The organism is Pseudomonas sp. PA-5-4B, assembly GCF_021606215.1.
Lineage (GTDB): Bacteria > Pseudomonadota > Gammaproteobacteria > Pseudomonadales > Pseudomonadaceae > Aquipseudomonas > Aquipseudomonas edaphica.
In genome coordinates this window covers 1-17,407 of the sequence record NZ_WKDB01000029.1, presented here as the reverse complement: position 1 = coordinate 17,407, position 17,407 = coordinate 1, and the positions used below count along the sequence as shown (strand labels likewise).

At 59.9% G+C, this 17,407-nt stretch carries 16 protein-coding genes; 6 read left to right on the top strand and 10 right to left on the bottom strand.

Going from position 1 to position 17,407, the window contains the following annotated elements:
* Positions 1–4: 4 nt before the first annotated feature.
* Genes GIW28_RS15960 through arnC form a run of 7 tightly spaced genes read right to left on the bottom strand, consistent with a single transcriptional unit; the run spans position 5 to position 7,693 of the window.
* Positions 5–1,384, bottom strand: a complete 1,380-nt coding sequence (locus GIW28_RS15960) for a UDP-glucose dehydrogenase family protein (protein WP_017135719.1) — start codon at positions 1,382–1,384, stop codon at positions 5–7.
* A complete protein-coding gene (gene arnF / locus GIW28_RS15955) occupies positions 1,381–1,794 on the bottom strand; it encodes a 4-amino-4-deoxy-L-arabinose-phosphoundecaprenol flippase subunit ArnF (protein ID WP_017135718.1) in 414 nt (137 codons plus the stop codon). Before arnF ends, GIW28_RS15960 begins: the two co-directional genes overlap by 4 nt.
* Positions 1,791–2,138 (bottom strand): 4-amino-4-deoxy-L-arabinose-phosphoundecaprenol flippase subunit ArnE, encoded by a 348-nt coding sequence (gene arnE, locus GIW28_RS15950; RefSeq protein ID WP_017135717.1) that lies wholly within the window; start codon positions 2,136–2,138, stop codon positions 1,791–1,793. The genes arnF and arnE overlap by 4 nt, the downstream gene beginning before the upstream one ends.
* Positions 2,135–3,790: a lipid IV(A) 4-amino-4-deoxy-L-arabinosyltransferase gene (gene arnT, locus GIW28_RS15945; protein ID WP_176992203.1), complete on the bottom strand. Its 1,656-nt coding sequence runs from the start codon at positions 3,788–3,790 to the stop codon at positions 2,135–2,137. The genes arnE and arnT overlap by 4 nt, the downstream gene beginning before the upstream one ends.
* The gene (gene arnD / locus GIW28_RS15940; protein WP_099549750.1) at positions 3,787–4,671 is read right to left on the bottom strand and encodes a 4-deoxy-4-formamido-L-arabinose-phosphoundecaprenol deformylase; all 885 of its coding nucleotides are present in this window, start codon (positions 4,669–4,671) and stop codon (positions 3,787–3,789) included. Before arnD ends, arnT begins: the two co-directional genes overlap by 4 nt.
* Positions 4,671–6,662: a bifunctional UDP-4-amino-4-deoxy-L-arabinose formyltransferase/UDP-glucuronic acid oxidase ArnA gene (gene arnA / locus GIW28_RS15935; protein ID WP_017135715.1), complete on the bottom strand. Its 1,992-nt coding sequence runs from the start codon at positions 6,660–6,662 to the stop codon at positions 4,671–4,673. Before arnA ends, arnD begins: the two co-directional genes overlap by 1 nt.
* A complete protein-coding gene (gene arnC / locus GIW28_RS15930) occupies positions 6,659–7,693 on the bottom strand; it encodes an undecaprenyl-phosphate 4-deoxy-4-formamido-L-arabinose transferase (protein ID WP_099549751.1) in 1,035 nt (344 codons plus the stop codon). Before arnC ends, arnA begins: the two co-directional genes overlap by 4 nt.
* Before the next feature lie 468 nt (positions 7,694–8,161).
* On the opposite strand from arnC, the gene GIW28_RS15925 reads away from it, so the two are divergent.
* Positions 8,162–8,980, top strand: a complete 819-nt coding sequence (locus tag GIW28_RS15925; RefSeq protein ID WP_099549752.1) for a M949_RS01915 family surface polysaccharide biosynthesis protein — start codon at positions 8,162–8,164, stop codon at positions 8,978–8,980.
* A 121-nt stretch (positions 8,981–9,101) separates the two neighbouring features.
* Entirely contained in the window at positions 9,102–10,016 is a 915-nt protein-coding gene (locus GIW28_RS15920) for a site-specific integrase (RefSeq protein WP_099549753.1), read from the top strand.
* Positions 10,017–10,148: 132 nt separating this feature from the next.
* Here GIW28_RS15920 and GIW28_RS15915 read toward each other — a convergent pair whose 3' ends face one another.
* Positions 10,149–11,006 (bottom strand): SDR family oxidoreductase, encoded by an 858-nt coding sequence (locus tag GIW28_RS15915; RefSeq protein WP_017135712.1) that lies wholly within the window; start codon positions 11,004–11,006, stop codon positions 10,149–10,151.
* Positions 11,007–11,101: 95 nt separating this feature from the next.
* Positions 11,102–12,298 (bottom strand): multidrug effflux MFS transporter, encoded by a 1,197-nt coding sequence (locus GIW28_RS15910; RefSeq protein ID WP_017135711.1) that lies wholly within the window; start codon positions 12,296–12,298, stop codon positions 11,102–11,104.
* A gap of 207 nt (positions 12,299–12,505) precedes the next feature.
* Between GIW28_RS15910 and rbsK the strand changes: the two genes are divergently transcribed.
* From rbsK to GIW28_RS15895, 3 genes are read left to right on the top strand one after another with little or no spacing between them, the layout of a single operon-like run.
* Entirely contained in the window at positions 12,506–13,426 is a 921-nt protein-coding gene (rbsK, locus tag GIW28_RS15905) for a ribokinase (RefSeq protein ID WP_236447728.1), read from the top strand.
* Between the two features lie 28 nt (positions 13,427–13,454).
* The gene (gene fucP / locus GIW28_RS15900; protein ID WP_099549755.1) at positions 13,455–14,783 is read left to right on the top strand and encodes an L-fucose:H+ symporter permease; all 1,329 of its coding nucleotides are present in this window, start codon (positions 13,455–13,457) and stop codon (positions 14,781–14,783) included.
* A complete protein-coding gene (locus tag GIW28_RS15895) occupies positions 14,780–15,826 on the top strand; it encodes an aldose 1-epimerase family protein (protein WP_099549756.1) in 1,047 nt (348 codons plus the stop codon). The genes fucP and GIW28_RS15895 overlap by 4 nt, the downstream gene beginning before the upstream one ends.
* Here the strand turns inward: GIW28_RS15895 and deoR are convergent.
* Positions 15,823–16,581 carry a DNA-binding transcriptional repressor DeoR gene (gene deoR / locus GIW28_RS15890; RefSeq protein WP_017135707.1) on the bottom strand — a complete coding sequence of 253 codons (759 nt, stop codon included), beginning with the start codon at positions 16,579–16,581 and terminating at the stop codon, positions 15,823–15,825. The genes GIW28_RS15895 and deoR overlap by 4 nt on opposite strands.
* A gap of 127 nt (positions 16,582–16,708) precedes the next feature.
* Here deoR and deoC point away from each other — a divergent pair, with 127 nt between their 5' ends.
* Positions 16,709–17,392 carry a deoxyribose-phosphate aldolase gene (gene deoC / locus GIW28_RS15885; protein ID WP_236459044.1) on the top strand — a complete coding sequence of 228 codons (684 nt, stop codon included), beginning with the start codon at positions 16,709–16,711 and terminating at the stop codon, positions 17,390–17,392.
* Positions 17,393–17,407: the final 15 nt, after the last annotated feature.

The window sequence follows — 17,407 nt, the reverse complement described above, 5'->3', positions numbered from 1 at the left end:
GTCTTTAGTCTTCCTTGGCTGGCGCTACCCAGTTTTGCTGTGGAATCGGCAGCTCGCAGGAGTCGCCACGGCCCATCGGGAAATATTTGAAGCCCTTGCGCGCCAGGCGCTCGCCGTCGTACAGGTTCCGACCGTCGAAGATCACCGGGTTTTTCAGGCGGGCGTGGATCAGTTCGAAATCCGGCGCCTTGAATTGCTGCCACTCGGTGCACACGATCAACGCATCGGCGCCGCTCAAGGCCGATTCCGGCGTGCCCAGCAGGGTCAGACGCGACTCGTCACCATAGATGCGCTGGGTTTCCTGCATGGCTTCGGGGTCGAACGCACGGACATTGGCGCCGGCCGCCCACAGGGCTTCCATCAGCACGCGGCTTGGGGCATCGCGCATGTCATCGGTGTTGGGCTTGAAGGCCAGGCCCCACAAGGCGAAGGTCTTGCCTTGCAGTTCGCCTTTGAAATACGCATTGATACGCTCGAACAGCTTGCTCTTCTGGCGCTGGTTGATCGCTTCGACCGCTTCGAGCAGGTCGCTGGAGCAGTTGGCTTCCTTGGCGCTGTGGATCAGGGCGCGCATGTCTTTGGGGAAGCACGAACCGCCGTAGCCGCAGCCCGGGTAGATAAAGTGGTAGCCGATGCGTGAGTCGGCGCCAATGCCCAAACGCACGGCTTCGATGTCGGCGCCCAAGTGTTCGGCCAACTCGGCGATCTGGTTGATGAAGCTGATCTTGGTGGCCAGCATGCAGTTGGCGGCGTACTTGGTCAGTTCGGCGCTGCGCAGGTCCATGAAGATGATGCGGTCATGGTTGCGGTTGAACGGCGCGTACAAATCACGCATCACTTCGCGCACTTCTTCGCGTTCACAGCCGATGATGATGCGGTCCGGGCGGCGGCAGTCGGCAACGGCCGAGCCTTCCTTGAGGAATTCGGGGTTGGAGACGATATCGAACTCCAGGTGGCGACCGGCAATGTGCAGGTTTTTTTCGATATGGGCACGCAGGGTGTCGCCCGTACCGACCGGCACGGTGGATTTTTCCACCAGGATCACCGGTTCCACGCGATGGCGGGATACGGCATCGCCCACCGAAAGCACGTACTTGAGGTCGGCCGAGCCGTCTTCGTCCGACGGCGTGCCCACGGCGATAAACAGCACCTCACCGTGCTCTACGGCGAGTTTTTCATCATAGGTAAAGTGCAGGCGCCCGCTTTCCAGGTTTTCCTTGACCATCGCAGCCAGGCCTGGCTCGAAGATGGTCACGTGGCCTTTTTGCAGCGACTCGACTTTGCTCTTGTCCACGTCCATGCAGATCACATCGTGACCGACTTCGGCCAATACGGTGGCCTGTACCAGACCGACGTAACCGCTACCAAATACACTGATTTTCATGGGGCATTCCTGGGGCTTGCAACGCTAGCACGACGAGAGTTAATAACCAGAACACCGAGAATGACCAAGGCCACCCCCAGGGTTTTTGAAAGCGAAAAATGTTCGTTGAACACCGGCAGGCTGGCCGCCAGCAGGTACACCAGCGCGTAGCTGATGCTTAGCAGCGAATAGGCGCGGCCCAGGGGCAAGTGCTTGAGCGCGCCGAGCCAGCACAGCATCGACAGCGCATAGGCGATGATCGCCAGGATCACCACGCCCAGGGCGCCAAGATCAATCGATTGACTGTTAAACGCATTGAGCCACTCAGTGGGCAACGGCAGGCGCGTCATGCTCCAGCGCATGCCCAATTGAGCAGCACTGACCAGGCCAACACTGCCCAAGGCCAGGGCAAACCCTTGTGTGCGGCTCATACGTGACGCCCTAGCAGCACAACGCCGCCAATCACCAGCGCGACACCCAGCCAATGACGGCCATCGATCTGCTCATGGAAGACAAACCGCGCCATCAGTGTCACCAGCACAAAATTGAGGCTGAGCATGGGGTAGGCGATGCCGACTTCCAGGCGCTGCAACACCAGCAGCCATACCAGCAGGCCAAGGCCCAGGCACACCAGCGCCGACCACAGCCACGGCGAGCGCAGTTTCGGCGCCCAACCGTCGGGCTGGTCACGCCAGCTTTCTACCGCAAACTTTTGCGAAACCTGGCCCATGCAGGTGAGCAGACAGGCGCTCAACAGGAGAAGCAAGGTGATCATTGCGCAGCCTGTGGGAAGATCAGGATGACGATATTGCCTTGCTCATAGCGCTTGCCGTCTTGGGGCAGCAGGTTCACTTCGGCCACTTCATCGTCGCCCTTGACCCGCATGACGACGCCAACCGAGCCTTTTTTACGCGCCTCGCTCATCCATTGCTGGACGTCGGCGGTGCCGATCTTGCGATAGGCAGTGTCTGGATAGGCAATGCCGTACTTCACTTCACCGACCGTGTTGTACAGCGCAACCTCCGGGCGGCCCAGGCGCCACGACAGCGCCGAGGCAGCGCCAAGGTCATTGCTGAGCAGTGCCGCGGTGGGTTGCAGTTCGGGCAAATGGTCGATGATGAACTGGTCCGGGGTCTTGTTATAAACCACCGAATGCGGAAGGGCAGCCGGCACCAGGGCCACCAGCAACCAACTGCCGATGGCCGGCGCAGCCCATAGCTTCAATGGGCGTGCAGCTTGCAGCAGGTTGACCACGATCCAGCCGAACAGGAACGTAAACACCAGCACCAGGCTGAAAGTCTCCTGACCCGGCTCATACACCGGTTTTTTCAATTGGAACCAACTGATGGCCAGCAACGCCACGATTCCGATAGCCAGGTTCAACCAGCCGTTGATGCGCAAGGCGCGGCCATGGCCCTTGGCCAACTTGTCGCTGAGCGTCGACCCCATCAGCAGGGCCAAGGGCAGCAGGCACGGCATGACATAGGACGGCAGCTTGCCTTTGGCCAAACTGAAGAACGCCAGAGGCATCAACAGCCACAGCAGCAGGAACGCGGTCTTGGGCAGGCGCTTTTCCAGCCAGGCCTGTTTGACCGTGGACGGCAGCAGGGCGATCCATGGCAACGAGAACGCAACCATCAGCGGCAGGTAGAACCAGAACGGCTCGGCATGCTGGGCGTCATCGCCGGCAAAGCGTTGGATGTGCTCATGCCAGAAGAAGAAGTTCCAGTAGTCCGGCTCTTGCAGGTGCACGGCGAGTGCCCACGGCAGGCTGACGATAATTGCGACGGCCACAGCGACCACACCATAGCCAAGCAATTCACGAAAGCGTTTCTGCCAAATAGCGTAGGGCAGGGCGATCAACACTGGCAGCAGCCAGGCAAGAAATCCTTTGGTCATGAAGCCCATGCCGCAGGCAAAGCCGAGCAAGGCCCAAGACCCCAAGCGGCCGTTGCGCGTGGTGCTGTCGAAGCAGAACCACAGCGCAACGCCGGTGAGGTTGACCCAGAAGGTGAACTGCGGGTCCAGGTTGGCGTAACCACCAAGCAGCGCCACGCTGACAAAGCTCATGTACAGCACGCTGCTGACCAGGCTTTTTTGCGGGTTGTTCCACAGCCGGCGCGAGACCAGATAGACCAGCAGGATGCTCAGCCCGGTGCTCAAGGCCGACGCAAAGCGCACGCCGAACAGGTTCTGCCCGAAAATCGCCTGGCCCAGCGCGATCATCCAGTAGCCGGCAGCGGGTTTTTCGAAGTAACGGATACCCATGAAGTGCGGCGAGGCCCATTTGCCGGTCAGCAGCATTTCCTGGCTGATCTGCGCGTAACGGGTTTCATCCGGGATCCACAGGCCATGGCTGGCCAGTGGCAACAGGTAGAACACAGCAAACGCCAACAGGAGCAGGGGCAATGCCCAGCGCCGGATCATGCCTGCTGTACTCCGAGCCAACCCTCGCGGCCGCTGAGCGCGCCGCGTACCAGCTGTTGCTGGGGCAGGGTGGTCACATCCGCGGGCAACAGGTCGCCCAAGGGTTTGAAGTCAATGCCGCGCTGCCCGGCCTGGGCGAGCAGTTGGCGAAAATCTTCAGCCATCAGAATCCCTTCTACTTCTGCGTGGATCGTATAGACGTTCAGCTTCGACTCGGCGAACCGGTCAAGAATGAAGCCGTTGAAATCTTTGGCAGCCACCACCGGCCCGACGACTTCGTCGAAGGTCGGCAGGTCTACCGGAATTTGTGGGGTGCCCGCACTGCCATCGGCCAGGGTTGGTCGAAACAGGCTGGTGCCCCGGCAATCACTGTTGTAGCGAAAGTTGAAACCTTGCTTGGCTTGCACCACGCGCTCATCGGCACGCCAGCCGGCGGCTGCGGAACAGTCGATGCGCTCACCCAGGATGTCGCTCAGGGTGTCCACGCCTCGACGGATCTGCTCGACCAGCTGTGCGTCGCTCCAGCGCCCGGTGTTGGCTTGCCAGCCGTGATGGTCCCATGCGTGCAGGCCGACTTCATGGCCGGCGGCCTTGGCCTGGCGCATCAAGTGCCCCAGGTCACGGCCGATCGGCTTGCCTGGCCAGGCGGTGCCGGCCAGCAAGATGTCCCAGCCATAGAGGCCGGCAGCATTGGAACGCAGCATCTTCCACAGAAATTGCGGGCGGATAAGGCGCCACAAGTGGCGCCCCATGTTGTCCGGCCCGACGCTGAAGAAGAACGTCGCTTTTACCCCGGCTTCATCCAGGGATTCGAGCAACCGCGGCACGCCCTCACGGGTGCCACGGTAGGTGTCGACGTCGATTCGCAAGCCTGCCTGCATTACTTCTTGTCCGCGATTTCGAGCATGGCTTCTTTGAGGAAGAAGTCCAACGTGTTGCCGATGGTTTCGCTCATCTCAACGGTTGGCTCCCAGTTCAACAGGCGCTTGGCGTTTTCGATGCTTGGCTTGCGGTGCGCCACGTCCTGGTAACCGGTACCGTAGAACGCCTTGCTTTCTACGTCGCGGAAACCGGCGAACGGAGGGAAGTTGCTGCGCAGCGGGTGAGCTTCGAACTGACGCAGCAGTTCTTCGCCCAGCTGACGGATGCTGGCTTCGTTTTCCGGGTTGCCGATGTTGATGATCTGGCCGTTGCAGATATCGTTGTCGTTATCAATGATGCGTGCCAGTGCTTCGATGCCGTCGGCGATGTCGGTGAAGCAACGCTTCTGCTCACCACCGTCGAACAGGCGGATCGGGGTACCTTCCACCAGGTTCAGGATCAGCTGGGTGATGGCACGGGAGCTGCCGATACGTGCCGAGTCCAGACGGTCAAGGCGCGGGCCCATCCAGTTGAACGGACGGAACAGGGTGAAGTTCAGGCCCTTGTCGCCGTAAGCCCAGATCACGCGGTCCAGCAGTTGCTTGGAGACCGAGTAGATCCAGCGCTGCTTGTTGACCGGGCCAACCACCAGATTGGAGGTGTCTTCGTCGAAGTACTGGTCCTGGCACATGCCATAGACTTCGGAGGTCGACGGGAAGATCACGCGCTTGTTGTACTTGACGCAGTAGCGAACCAGTTTCAGGTTCTCTTCGAAGTCGAGTTCGAATACGCGCAGCGGGTTACGGGTGTATTCGATTGGCGTAGCGATGGCCACCAGCGGCAGGACCACGTCGCACTTCTTGATGTGGTACTCGATCCACTCGGAGTGGATGCTGATGTCGCCTTCCACGTAGTGGAAGTTCGGGTGGCTGCGCAGGCGCTCAATGGCGTCGGAACCGATGTCCAGGCCGTAGATTTCATAACGGTCGTCACGCAGCAGGCGCTCGGACAGGTGGTTACCGATAAAGCCGTTCACACCCAGGATCAGTACACGAGTGCGACGTGGCTTGCGGCCGGACTCGGCGCCGCGCAGCACGGAACCGTCGACCAGGCCCAGTTCGTCAGCCAGGGAAGGGCCGGCCAGGTACAGGCCGTTTTCGTTGCGCTGGCCGAACTTGACCACCAGGGAATCTTCACCGCAGGCGATGCGCAGCGGGTTGACGCTGATCACACGGCCTGGCGCCAGGCCTTCGTTGCCCTTGACCACTTCAGCTTGCCAAACGATAAGTTTGTGCTCGCCGACAGCGCAGAATGCGCCTGGGTACGGTTGGGTCACGGCACGAACCAGGTTGAACAGCTCTTCAGCCGGTTTTTTCCAGTCCAGCTTGCCGTCAGCGGCAGTGCGGCGACCGAAGTAGGTGGCCTGGCTTTCGTTCTGGGCCGTTTCGGCCAATTTGCCTTGGGCCAGCTGTGGCAGGGCATCACGCAGCAAGTTGGTGGCCGCATCACGCAGTTTGGCGTGCAGGGTCAGGCCGGTGTCGGTGCGGTCGATAATGACTTTTTGCTGGGCCAGGATCGCGCCGGCATCGGCACGCTTGACCATGCGGTGCAGGGTGACGCCGGTTTCGGTTTCACCGTTGACCAGCACCCAGTTGGCCGGAGCGCGGCCACGGTATTTAGGCAGCAAGGAACCGTGCAGGTTGAACGCGCCTTTTTTGGCAGTGGCCAGCAGGGCTTCGCTCAGCAGGTTGCGGTAGTAGAACGAGAAGATGAAATCCGGGTTCAGCTTGGCAATACGCTCAATCCACAGCGGGTGGTTGGCGTCTTCCGGAGCATGTACCGGGATGCCGTTGCGGGCGCAGAGTTGGGCGACGGAGCCGTAGAAATTGTTTTCCTTGGGGTCGTCGGCATGGGTGAACACGGCAGCAATGTCGTAGCCGGCGGTCAGCAGGGCTTCAATACCTGCACAGCCAATATCGTGGTAAGCGAAGACAACAGCTTTTGAATTCATGACGAAACCTGATCGGAAGGAGAAGTAGGAGAGTGGGAAGTTGTAAGGCCGTCGACCACGACGACCGGAGCCGGCTCTGCGGGTTGGTTACGCAGCACCTTTTCAATAAAGAACCGTGGACGGGCACGCACGTCACTGTACATGCGGCCCAGGTATTCACCCAAGAGGCCCATGCCGATGAATTGGCCGCCGGTGAACACAAACAGCACCGCGAACAGCACGAACATGCCTGAACCGGCCCATTCGGCGCCGAAGACCAAGCGCAGGAACACCAGCGCAAAGGCAAACAGCATGCCCAGTGCCGCGAGGCTGAAGCCGACGATGCTCAGCAGACGCAGCGGGGTGGTGGTCATGCAGGTCAGCAGGTCGAACATCAGGCTGATCAGGCGCATGGCGCTGTATTTGGACTCGCCATGCTCACGCTCGGCGTGGTGCACCAGGATCTCGGTGGTGTGCCGGGCAAAGCCGTTGGCCAGAATCGGAATAAAGGTGCTGCGCTCGCGGCAGGCCAGCATCGCGTCGACGATGGTGCGTCGGTAAGCACGCAACATGCAGCCGTAATCGGTCATGGCCACGCCGGTGGAGCGTTGCACGGCCAGGTTGATCAGGCGCGAAGGCCAGCGGCGGAAGGCCGAATCCTGACGGTTGTTACGCACAGTGGCGACGACGTCGTAGCCCAGGGCGGCTTGCTCGACCAGCCGCGGGATTTCTTCGGGCGGGTTCTGCAGGTCGGCGTCAAGGGTGATGACCACCTCGCCACGGCACTGCTCGAAGCCGGCCATGATCGCGGCATGCTGGCCATAGTTGCGGTTGAGGATCACCGCCACTACGTTGCTGCCGTCTTCTGCGGCAGCGTCTTCCAGCAATTGGGCCGAGTTGTCGCGGCTACCGTCATCCACCAGGATGATTTCGTATTCGTAAGCCAATTGCTTGCAAGCTGCAGTCGTGCGACGCAGCAATTCAGGCAGGCTCTCTTGTTCGTTGTAGACCGGGATAACGATCGACACGCAATGAATAGGGTAGGGTTTCAAAGATTCATGACCTCGGGGCTAGAACAATTGGAGCGTGAAAACAGCAGTAATCAGTCGGCAACAACGCCGGCCGATTAAATGTAGCGTGGGTGTGCGGCATTCGTTCGACTTTCCTGAGGACGGGCAACGGTTTCTTCCATGGGCTAGCAGAGTAAAGACGAAAACTATGAAAGGTAAAGCGTAATCAACAGGTTAGTCGGGGAAGACGCGGTTCGTTCTCAAGTCCTGCGGTCAAGATTAAGCGGAAAATTGTTGAACGAATATGAAAGGCGGATGAAAAACTCGTTTATTTGACAGGTAGACAGGTAGGGTTCAGCTAAACCGCTGAAGCGCCTGGGGATTGGTTCTGCAGGCAAAACCGCGACGGATTCTGCACCGCTGCGCAGGCGCGCAAGGTAATTCAACAAACTTCTCTGCAATGGCCCTCAAGTGCCGGTAAAGTAAGCCATCTCTTGCCAGGGTACTCGGATGAATAGTGTGCGGATTTTGCACGGCCAGTTGCGGCCTGCATTGATGGGCTTGTTGATGGTGGTGGCCTGTGTCACCACCGTTCGAGCCGACGATGGCGTGGCGCTTACCAGCATCGAGCAGGTGCCGGACGGCGTGGAAGTGCGCGGCAAACAGGTCGCGGCCTATACCTGGGACGACCACCAAGGCAAGAACTTGCTGGTACTCGCCGAGCAAGTCAGCGAGCGTGATGACGACGGTACCCAGTCGGCATTTGTCTACGCGGCCCAGTATTTGCTCGGCGGCGACCGCCCCAAGCGTGTCTGGATGCTCTATGACGATGTGCAGCATTGCGAATTCGATGCAGGGCTGCGTTTTGATATGGCGGCAACCAAGGTCACTGACCTTGCCGGCGATGGCATTACCCAGGCCACGGTGGGTTACTCGCGCACCTGCACCAGCGATGTCAGCCCGCGTGAGTTCAAGCTGATCATGCATGTCGGCAAGTCCCAGAAGTACCGCCTGCGCGGTGTCGATCGCGTCGGTGCAAGCTGGTGGGACGAGGATGCCGGTGCCCTGCGAGGTATGCCGCTGCCTACTGACTGCAGCGTTGCCGCACAGCAGGCACTGGTCAGCCAGTACAAGGAGCAGGGCACCGAGTTGCCGCTGCCGGGCTGTTATGGCGATGAAAGCGACTTTGCCAAAGCGCCGGACAGCTACCTGGCGTTCATGCGTCAGCACTGGTTTGCACTGATGCACAAACAGGATGCCGACTGGAGCCAATCCCAGGCGCAACCTCAGGCTGAAAACCCGACCGAGGACGACGAATCGGCGCCGTGATGTTGTGCCGTGATTTGGTGCCAAGCCCGGTCCTGAGTTAGACTCGACCTCCGCCAATTCACTAAATACCTCGATTAAACAAAGGCTTGAATGAGGTATTTAATCCAAAGGCTGATCTACCTTGACTGAGTCTATCCGCAACCCACTGACCCTTTACCTCACCCGCTTGGCGCCCTCCAGCCAACTGACCATGCGCTACGTGCTGCAAGATGCCGCCGACCGCCTGGGCTATGAAGATATCAACCTGGAAGAGATCGACTGGCACCTGCTGCAACCCGAACAGGTGATTGCGCTGGTCGGCGCATTGCGCGAGGACGGCTGCGCGCCGAACACTTCTTCGCTGTATGTGAATGCGGTACGCGGGGTGATGAACGAGGCCTGGCGAATGAGCCTGATCAGCCAGGACCACCTGTTGAAGATGCGCTCGGTCAAGGCCACGCCGGGCACACGCCTCAGCCAGGGCCGTAACCTGCGCCGCACCCTGATCCGCGAAATGATGGAAGTCTGTGCCGCCGACCCACGCCCTCAAGGCCTGCGGGATGCCGCCGTGATCGGCATTTTGTATGGTTCAGGCATGCGCAAGTCGGAGTCGGTCAACCTGGACCTGGCGCAGATCAACTTCGATGAACGCAGCTTGCGTGTGATTGGCAAAGGCAACAAAGAACTGATCAAGTACGCCCCAGCCTGGGCGTTCGACAAATTGCAGGCCTGGCTGGCGTTTCGTCGCGAGCAGCTCAAGGAAGGTGAGCAGGACGATAGCTTCCTGTTCAATCGTATTCGCCGTGGCAGCCATATCACCCGTGAACGCATCACCAAGCACGCGATTTACTACATCGCCCGTCAACGCGGTGAGCAGGTGGGCGTGAAGATCATGCCCCATGACTTCCGACGCTCGTTCATCACGCGGGTGATTGAAGAACACGACCTGTCGATTGCGCAGAAACTGGCGCATCACACCAATATCCAGACCACCGCCAGTTATGACGTGCGCGATGACAACGAGCGGCGCCGGGCGGTGGACAGGTTTGATTTGTAGTTTCCAGGTCAGACACTGATTAAAACTGTGGGAGCGAGCTTGCTCGCGATTGCGGTGTGTCAGTGACAGATTGACTGCCTGATACACCGCAATCGCGGGCAAGCCCGCTCCCACATTAGGGCTATGTGAGGTTTAGAGAATCGGTTTGCCGCCAGTGACCGCGTACCGTGAGCCGGAGATATAGCTGGCTTCGTCCGAGGCCAGCAGCACATAGATCGGTGCCACCTCTACAGGCTGGCCTGGCCGCCCGAGCGGTGTTTCGCTGCCAAAGCTCTGCACATCCTTGTCGGGCATGGTCGCTACAATCAGCGGCGTCCAGATCGGCCCTGGTGCCACGCTGTTGACGCGAATACCCTTGTCACCCAGCAACTGCGCCAGGCCACCGGTGAAGTTGGCAATCGCGCCTTTGGTGGCGGCGTAGGCCAACAGGGTTGGCTTGGGCATATCGGAATTGACCGAACTGGTGTTGATGATCGAGCTGCCGGCTTTCATATGCGGCAGGGCCGCCTTGCAGATCCGAAACATCGCGGTGATGTTGATATCGAAGGTCTTGACCCATTCTTCATCCTCGATCTCTTCGAGGGTTTCGTGGGTCATCTGGAACGCGGCGTTGTTGACCAGCACATCGATGCGGCCAAACTGCTCGACGGTCTTGTCCACCAGCGCCTGGCAGTTGGTTTTTTGCGCGATATCGCCCGGCAACAACAGGCATTGACGGCCCGCTTCTTCGACCCAGCGTGCGGTTTCCTGGGCGTCTTCATGCTCATCCAGGTACGCGATGGCTACGTCGGCGCCCTCACGGGCAAAGGCGATCGCCACCGCGCGGCCGATACCGCTGTCGGCGCCGGTGATCAGGGCGATCTTGTTGGCCAACCGGCCGGAGCCTTTGTAGCTCTTCTCGCCGCAGTCGGGGTACGGGTCCATTTTCTTCTGGGTGCCCGGTACGGACTGGGCTTGGGGCGCGAAGGGTGGGCGAGGGTAGTCAGTCATGTCTAACTCCATAGAACGTCAAAGGTGCTATGGAGTTAGGTGTTTTGCCGCCCGCGATAGTTGTAATGGATGGGCTACGCCCCCGACGGATGGCGTCAATCACGCGCCAGGTGAGCCGGCAAACGACGCAGGGTCCATAAGGTCACCAGCATCGCCGCCACCGCACACAGCGCGATGCCGACCAGCATGGGCGCAGGCGTATGGTCGGCAAACACGCCAACCAGCGTCATGGACACGGCCGCCGTGATCATCTGGATAGCACCGAGCAGCGCCGAGGCAGAACCTGCCACTGCGCCGTGATCTTCCATGGACAACACCCCCGCGGCTGGCAATAACAGGCCGAGAAAACCGAAGCCGATAAACAGCAGTGCCATCATCAAGGCGAGGTTGTCACTCCACAAGGTGGTGACGGCCAGCGCGCTCATAACCACCGCCACGCCGATCACCGACCCGCGAATCAGCGGCGCCAGGCCAAAACGCGCGCTCAGGCGTGCGGTCAGTTGGCTCATGGCGAAGAAGGACGCGGCGTTTACTGCAAAACACAGGCTGAATTGCGTAGGCGTCAGGCCGAAATACTCGATGTACACGAACGGCGCGCTGCCGATAAACACAAAGAACGTCGCCAAGCCAAACCCGCACACCACCGACAGGCCGGTGAATACCGGGTCGCGCAGCAAGGCGCCGTAGCTGCCGATCGCACTGCCCAGGGTCTTGCCCAGGCGGCGTTCGGCAGGATGGGTTTCGGGCAGTTGCACAAAGGTCATCACCAGGCACAACAGCGAAACCACTGCGAGCACCACGAACACTTCACGCCAGCTCCAGAGTGAAATCACCACGCTGCCGGCCAAGGGCGCGAGGATCGGCGAAACACTCATCACCAGCATCAGCAGGGCCATCAACCGTGCGGCTTCGTGGCCGGTGTACAGGTCACGCACCACCGCCCGCGGGATCACCATGCCGGCGCATGCGCCAAAGGCTTGCAGGGCACGAAAACCAATCAGCACTTCAATCGTCGGCGCCAGCGCACAGCCGACGCTGGCCACCGCAAAAATCGCCAGGCCCGCGTAAATCGGCGGCTTGCGACCGTACACATCGCTGATCGGCCCGTAAAACAACTGGCACACGCCAATGATCATGAAGAACACCGTCAAGCTCATCTGCACGGCCGCCGGCGACGCCTGCAGGCTGGCACCCAGGGTGGGTAGCGCAGGCAGATAGCTGTCGATGGCGAAAGGGCCGATGGCGGTGATCAACCCGAGCAACAAGGCGAGGTGGGCAATACTTCGAGACATGGGGGTTCCGGGTCACAGCAAAAGATCGGCCAGCTTAGTGAGCTGTACCTGGGCACACAAGATGATGCTTACACAGACGCTACATTTTCCTGCGGCTTGACTGATCTTCATAAAATAAAGATTGAATAATCACACTTAATGTTATTTAAATAACAAAACAAGAGCGCTACGACCCGCCTGGTCGTGCCGCAACAAGGTGAGATAGCAATGGGTAAGATCGCAGTCATCGGCAGCAACATGGTGGATTTGATTACCTACATCGACCGCATGCCGGACCAGGGCGAAACCCTGGAAGCGCCGGGCTTTGCCCTGGGGTGTGGCGGCAAAGGCGCCAACCAGGCGGTGGCGGCGGCCAAGCTTGGCGCGCAGGTGCTGATGCTGAGTAAAGTCGGTGATGACATGTTCGCCGACAACACCCTGGCCAACTTCCAGCGTTTTGGTATCGACACCCGTTACGTGCAGCGTGTGCCGGGCGTCTCCAGCGGCGTGGCGCCGATTTTTGTGCGGGCCGATTCCCATAACAGCATTTTGATCGTCAAAGGTGCCAATGCGCATTTGTTGCCAGCGGACATCGAGACGGCCGCTGCCGACCTGCGTGAATGCACGCTGATCGTGCTGCAACTGGAGATCAACCTGGACACGGTCTACTACGCCATCGAATTTGCCCGCCGCCATGGCATTACGGTGCTGCTCAACCCGGCGCCGGCCCTGGCCGACTTGAGTGCCGAGCACCTGGCGCAGTTGGATTTCCTGATTCCCAACGAATCGGAACTGGCGTTGATCACCGGTCGCGTCGTGGACTCGCCGGACTCGGCCCGCAGCGCCGCGCGTACGTTGGTGGCCAGCGGCATTCGCCACGTGATCGTGACCCTTGGCGAGCACGGCGCGCTGTACGTGGGCGCGGAGGGCGAGTTCCAGGTGCCCGGCCAGCGGGTGGTGGCCCGCGACACTACTGGCGCCGGTGATGCGTTTATCGGTTGTTTCATCCAGCACTGGAGCCGCGACGGCGCTATTCGCCAGGCCATGGAGCAAGCGGTGGCGTATTCCGCCTGTTCGGTCACAGAGCTGGGTACACAGACCTCCTATCCCGACGCCGAAGCGTTCGCCCGTTTCCAGCAACAGCGGTAAGACTCTCAACCCAGCCCGGAGAACAATAATGAACAAACCTGCGCTGCAACAGACACCCGATGGCTTCTATCTGAACCGCACGCCCTGGTTCGCGTTTATCCTGCTGTGCAGCATTTTTGCATTGTGGGCTGCAGCGGCGAGCATGAACGACGTGCTGATCGCGCACTTCAAGAAAGCCTTCCTGCTCAGCGATTTCCAAACCGCCTTTGTGCAGTCGGCGTTTTACCTGGGGTACTTTTTCGTGGCGATTCCGGCCGCGATGGTGGTGCGCCGCTTAAGCTACAAAAGCACCATTCTGATCGGCCTGTTGCTGTACATGCTGGGCTGCCTGTTGTTTTTTCCTGCGGCGTCCACCGCCAAGTACGGCATGTTCCTGCTGGCCCTGTTTGTGATTGCCGCCGGTCTGTCGTTCCTGGAAACAGCGTGCAATACCTATTCAACCCTGATGGGTCCACGGGAAACCGGGACGCGGCGCTTGAATATCTCGCAAACCTTTCACCCGTTCGGCGCCATGGCCGGGGTGTACGTGGGCAGCTTTGTGATGTTCAAGGACACCGATGCCACCACCGAGCAACTGACGCAGATGAGCGCCTCCGAGGCGGCGGTGCAGCAGTTGCAGATGATCCAGTCCACGCTGTTGCCCTACAAATGGATGATCGCCGTACTGGTGCTGATGTTCATCCTGATCGCCATTACCCGGTTTCCGGCCTGCAAGGGCAATAACCCCGTCGACAATAAATCCGGCAGCCTGCGCCAAAGCCTGGGCCGCCTGTGGCGCAACCCGCGTTTTACCTTTGGTGTACTCGCGCAGTTTCTGTATGTGGGTGCGCAAGTCGGCGTATGGAGTTTCACCATTCGCCTGGCCATGCAGATGGGCGGCATGAATGAGCGCAGCGCTTCATGGTTTTTGCTGACCACGTTTGCCGCCTACTTTGTCGGCAAGATGATCGCCAACCTGCTGATGCGCCGCCTGCACCCGGCCCGGGTATTGGCGATTTATGGCGTGCTGTGCATTGTGCTGCTGGCCTACACCATCCTGGTGCCGAACATTTCCGCGGTATATGCGGCAGTTGGCGTGAGCATTTTTCTCGGCCCGTGCTGGCCAACCATCTACGGCCTGACCATCGATGGCCTGGGTGAGGACACCGGTGTCGGCGGTTCATTACTGGTGATGAGCATCGTCGGTGGCGGGGTGATTCCGATCTTCCAGGGCCTGTTGTCTGACGCCAGCGGTGGCAACATGCAGTTGGCCTACAGTGTGCCGTTGCTGTGCTTTATCGTGATCGTGATGTATGCGCTCAAGTGCATGCGCCAGTCGGACAGCGTGCCGTCGGGTGCGGCGGCGGTGGCCTCATGAACACGCGTATCCCGTTGTATCCGGTGCTGTTCAGCGAGCAGGAAAAGGTCTTGCTACAGTCCGAAGACTTCAAGGTCAGCGCCTGGGTTTACCCGTCCGGCGTGCTGGCCGTGGGCCTGGAGAACAGCCGTGGACGCCTGGTGGTGTTGCCTTATCAAGGGCAGATGATCTGGTCGGCGGTGTTCGACGGCTGCGACCTGACCATGACCAACCTGTTCGAGCAGCCAAGGCCCAGCCCGACCGTCATTGATACTTATGGCTGCTTTATGTTTCACAGTGGCCTGCTGCGCAACGGTTGCCCGGCGCCGGATGACACCCATGCCTTGCACGGCGAAATGCCCTGCGCGCCCATGGACACAGCTTGGCTGGAAATAGGCGAGGGCGTCCTGCGCCTGGGTGGCACTTACCAATATGCCAAGGGCTTTGGCGATCGCTACAGGGCAACCCCAAGCGTGACACTGCGCGCGGATTCAGCCCTGTTCGATATCGATATGGACGTCACCAACCTGGCCGGCAAGCCCATGGAACTGATGTACATGGCCCATATGAACTACGCCTATGTGGCCGGCGCGCGGTTTGTCGAGCCGCTGGGCATGCAGCGCCTGCGCCTGCGCACCAGCGTGCCGGACCACGTCAAGCCCACGCCGGACTGGAGCGCCTATATGGCGCAACTGGCCGAGCATCCGGCGCAGTTGGCGTGTCTCGACACACCGGCGTTGTACGACCCTGAAATCGTGTTTTTCTTCGACGACGTGGGCACAGACGCCAGCGGCCATGCACATTTTCTGCTGGACCACCCGAATGGTGCGGCGTTTTACACCCGTTATCGCCCCAAGGAGTTCGAGCACGCCGCACGCTGGATCCTGCACTCACCGGACCAGCAAGTGGCGGCGTTCGTACTGCCGTCAACCTGTGAACCCGAAGGTTATAACGCCGAAAAAGCCAAAGGTCATGTGCGTGTGCTGGCGGCCGGGGCCAGCGCTTCGTTCAGCGTGACCACCGGCTACTTGAATGCGCGGGAGCGCCAAACGTTGCTGGGTTAAACCAGCAATTGCGCGCCGCTGGCCTGGATGGCTTCTTTGTACGCTTGGGGGATTTTCTTGTCGCTGACCACGTATTGAAAGTCTGCAAGGCTGGCAAAGTGCGCAGTGCGCACCGTGTCGAACTTGCTGAAGTCCGCCAGCAGCACGCGCTGCTGGGCTTGGCGCAGGACCTTTTGCTTGACCTCGACTTCATTGAAGTTGAAGCAGGTCACGCCAAATTCCTGGCTGACGCCCGCCGCCGTCACAAAGGCCCACGTGAGGCGCACGCTGTCGAGAATGCTGCTTTCGGCGCTGCTTTCAAACACCTGGTTCTTGCGGTGAAAGGTGCCGCCGCACAGCACGATATGGCAGTTGGGCTTGTTCTGCAGCTTGAGCAACACGTTCAACGAGCTGCACACCGCGGTGAACTCCAACTCGTCGGGGATGAAATCAATCACAAACGGCGAGGTGGTACCGCAGTCAAAAAATACCGTGTCGCCGGGCTGTATCAACCGCGCAGCGAGTTTGCCGATGCGGCGTTTTTCTTCGACGTGACGCGTGCCTTGGTCGGCGACCCGGTAATCACCGGCCTCACTGCCGACCCGTGTGATGTAGCCACCGAGCAGGCGCAAATGCTCGCTGAAGTGGCTGAGGTCGCGGCGCAGGGTCATCTCGGAAACATCCAGCAGCGCCGCCATTTCCCGCAGGTGAATGGCGCTCTGGTCCTGCAGGGCTTGCTGGATAAGCTTGAGTCGCTCGGCTTTTTTACTGTCCACGGGCATTCCAGGGCTTGATTGTTTGTGTTAACTAAGTAACATTAATTGTGAATATTGTAACGCTTAATGTGAGCACCGCAACACGCGGCACACCACCATTGGCAACATACAGGCAAGGGCACGTTATATGAATACGCTTCAACCCGCAGCATTGGCCAAGTACATCGATCACACCTTGCTGGCCCCCGATGCCACCCGTGAACAGATTCGCACCTTGTGCGAAGAAGCACAGGCGCACGGCTTTTATTCCGTATGCCTGAACTCGGGGCAGGTGCCTTACGCCGCGTCCTGCCTGACCGACGATCGCGTGGTGATCTGTGCGGTGGTGGGCTTCCCATTGGGCGCCGGCCTGAGCGACACCAAGGCCTTCGAAGCCGAACGGGCGATAGCCGCCGGGGCAGGGGAGATCGACATGGTGCTCAATATCGGCTGGCTGAAGGAAGGCCTGCTTGAGGCCGTGCGCGAAGACATAGCCATGGTGCATAAAGCCTGCGGCGCCGTGCCATTGAAGGTAATCCTGGAAACCTGCCTGCTCAGCGACGAACAAAAGATCCAGGCCTGCGAAATCTGCCGGGATTTGGGCGTGGCGTTCGTCAAGACGTCCACCGGGTTCAGCCGCAGTGGTGCCACGCTTGAAGACGTGGCCCTGATGCGCAAGACAGTAGGCGCTGGGGTTGGGGTCAAGGCCTCCGGTGGCGTGCGTGATTATCCGACGGCGGTGAAGATGATTGAGGCCGGGGCTACGCGTTTGGGCAGCAGTTCGGGGGTTGCAATTGTGGGTGGGGAAATGGCGGCGGTGGGCGGTTATTGAAACGCTGCTTATATA

What these genes read in the sequence shown, in the direction of transcription:
- GIW28_RS15960 (WP_017135719.1), bottom strand. Translation starts at nt 1,384, where the DNA reads ATGAAAATCAGTGTATTTGGTAGCGGTTACGTCGGTCTGGTACAGGCC.
- arnF (WP_017135718.1), bottom strand. Translation starts at nt 1,794, where the DNA reads ATGAGCCGCACACAAGGGTTTGCCCTGGCCTTGGGCAGTGTTGGCCTG.
- arnE (WP_017135717.1), bottom strand. Translation starts at nt 2,138, where the DNA reads ATGATCACCTTGCTTCTCCTGTTGAGCGCCTGTCTGCTCACCTGCATG.
- arnT (WP_176992203.1), bottom strand. Translation starts at nt 3,790, where the DNA reads ATGATCCGGCGCTGGGCATTGCCCCTGCTCCTGTTGGCGTTTGCTGTG.
- arnD (WP_099549750.1), bottom strand. Translation starts at nt 4,671, where the DNA reads ATGCAGGCAGGCTTGCGAATCGACGTCGACACCTACCGTGGCACCCGT.
- arnA (WP_017135715.1), bottom strand. Translation starts at nt 6,662, where the DNA reads ATGAATTCAAAAGCTGTTGTCTTCGCTTACCACGATATTGGCTGTGCA.
- GIW28_RS15925 (WP_099549752.1), top strand. Translation starts at nt 8,162, where the DNA reads ATGAATAGTGTGCGGATTTTGCACGGCCAGTTGCGGCCTGCATTGATG.
- GIW28_RS15915 (WP_017135712.1), bottom strand. Translation starts at nt 11,006, where the DNA reads ATGACTGACTACCCTCGCCCACCCTTCGCGCCCCAAGCCCAGTCCGTA.
- GIW28_RS15910 (WP_017135711.1), bottom strand. Translation starts at nt 12,298, where the DNA reads ATGTCTCGAAGTATTGCCCACCTCGCCTTGTTGCTCGGGTTGATCACC.
- rbsK (WP_236447728.1), top strand. Translation starts at nt 12,506, where the DNA reads ATGGGTAAGATCGCAGTCATCGGCAGCAACATGGTGGATTTGATTACC.
- fucP (WP_099549755.1), top strand. Translation starts at nt 13,455, where the DNA reads ATGAACAAACCTGCGCTGCAACAGACACCCGATGGCTTCTATCTGAAC.
- GIW28_RS15895 (WP_099549756.1), top strand. Translation starts at nt 14,780, where the DNA reads ATGAACACGCGTATCCCGTTGTATCCGGTGCTGTTCAGCGAGCAGGAA.
- deoC (WP_236459044.1), top strand. Translation starts at nt 16,709, where the DNA reads ATGAATACGCTTCAACCCGCAGCATTGGCCAAGTACATCGATCACACC.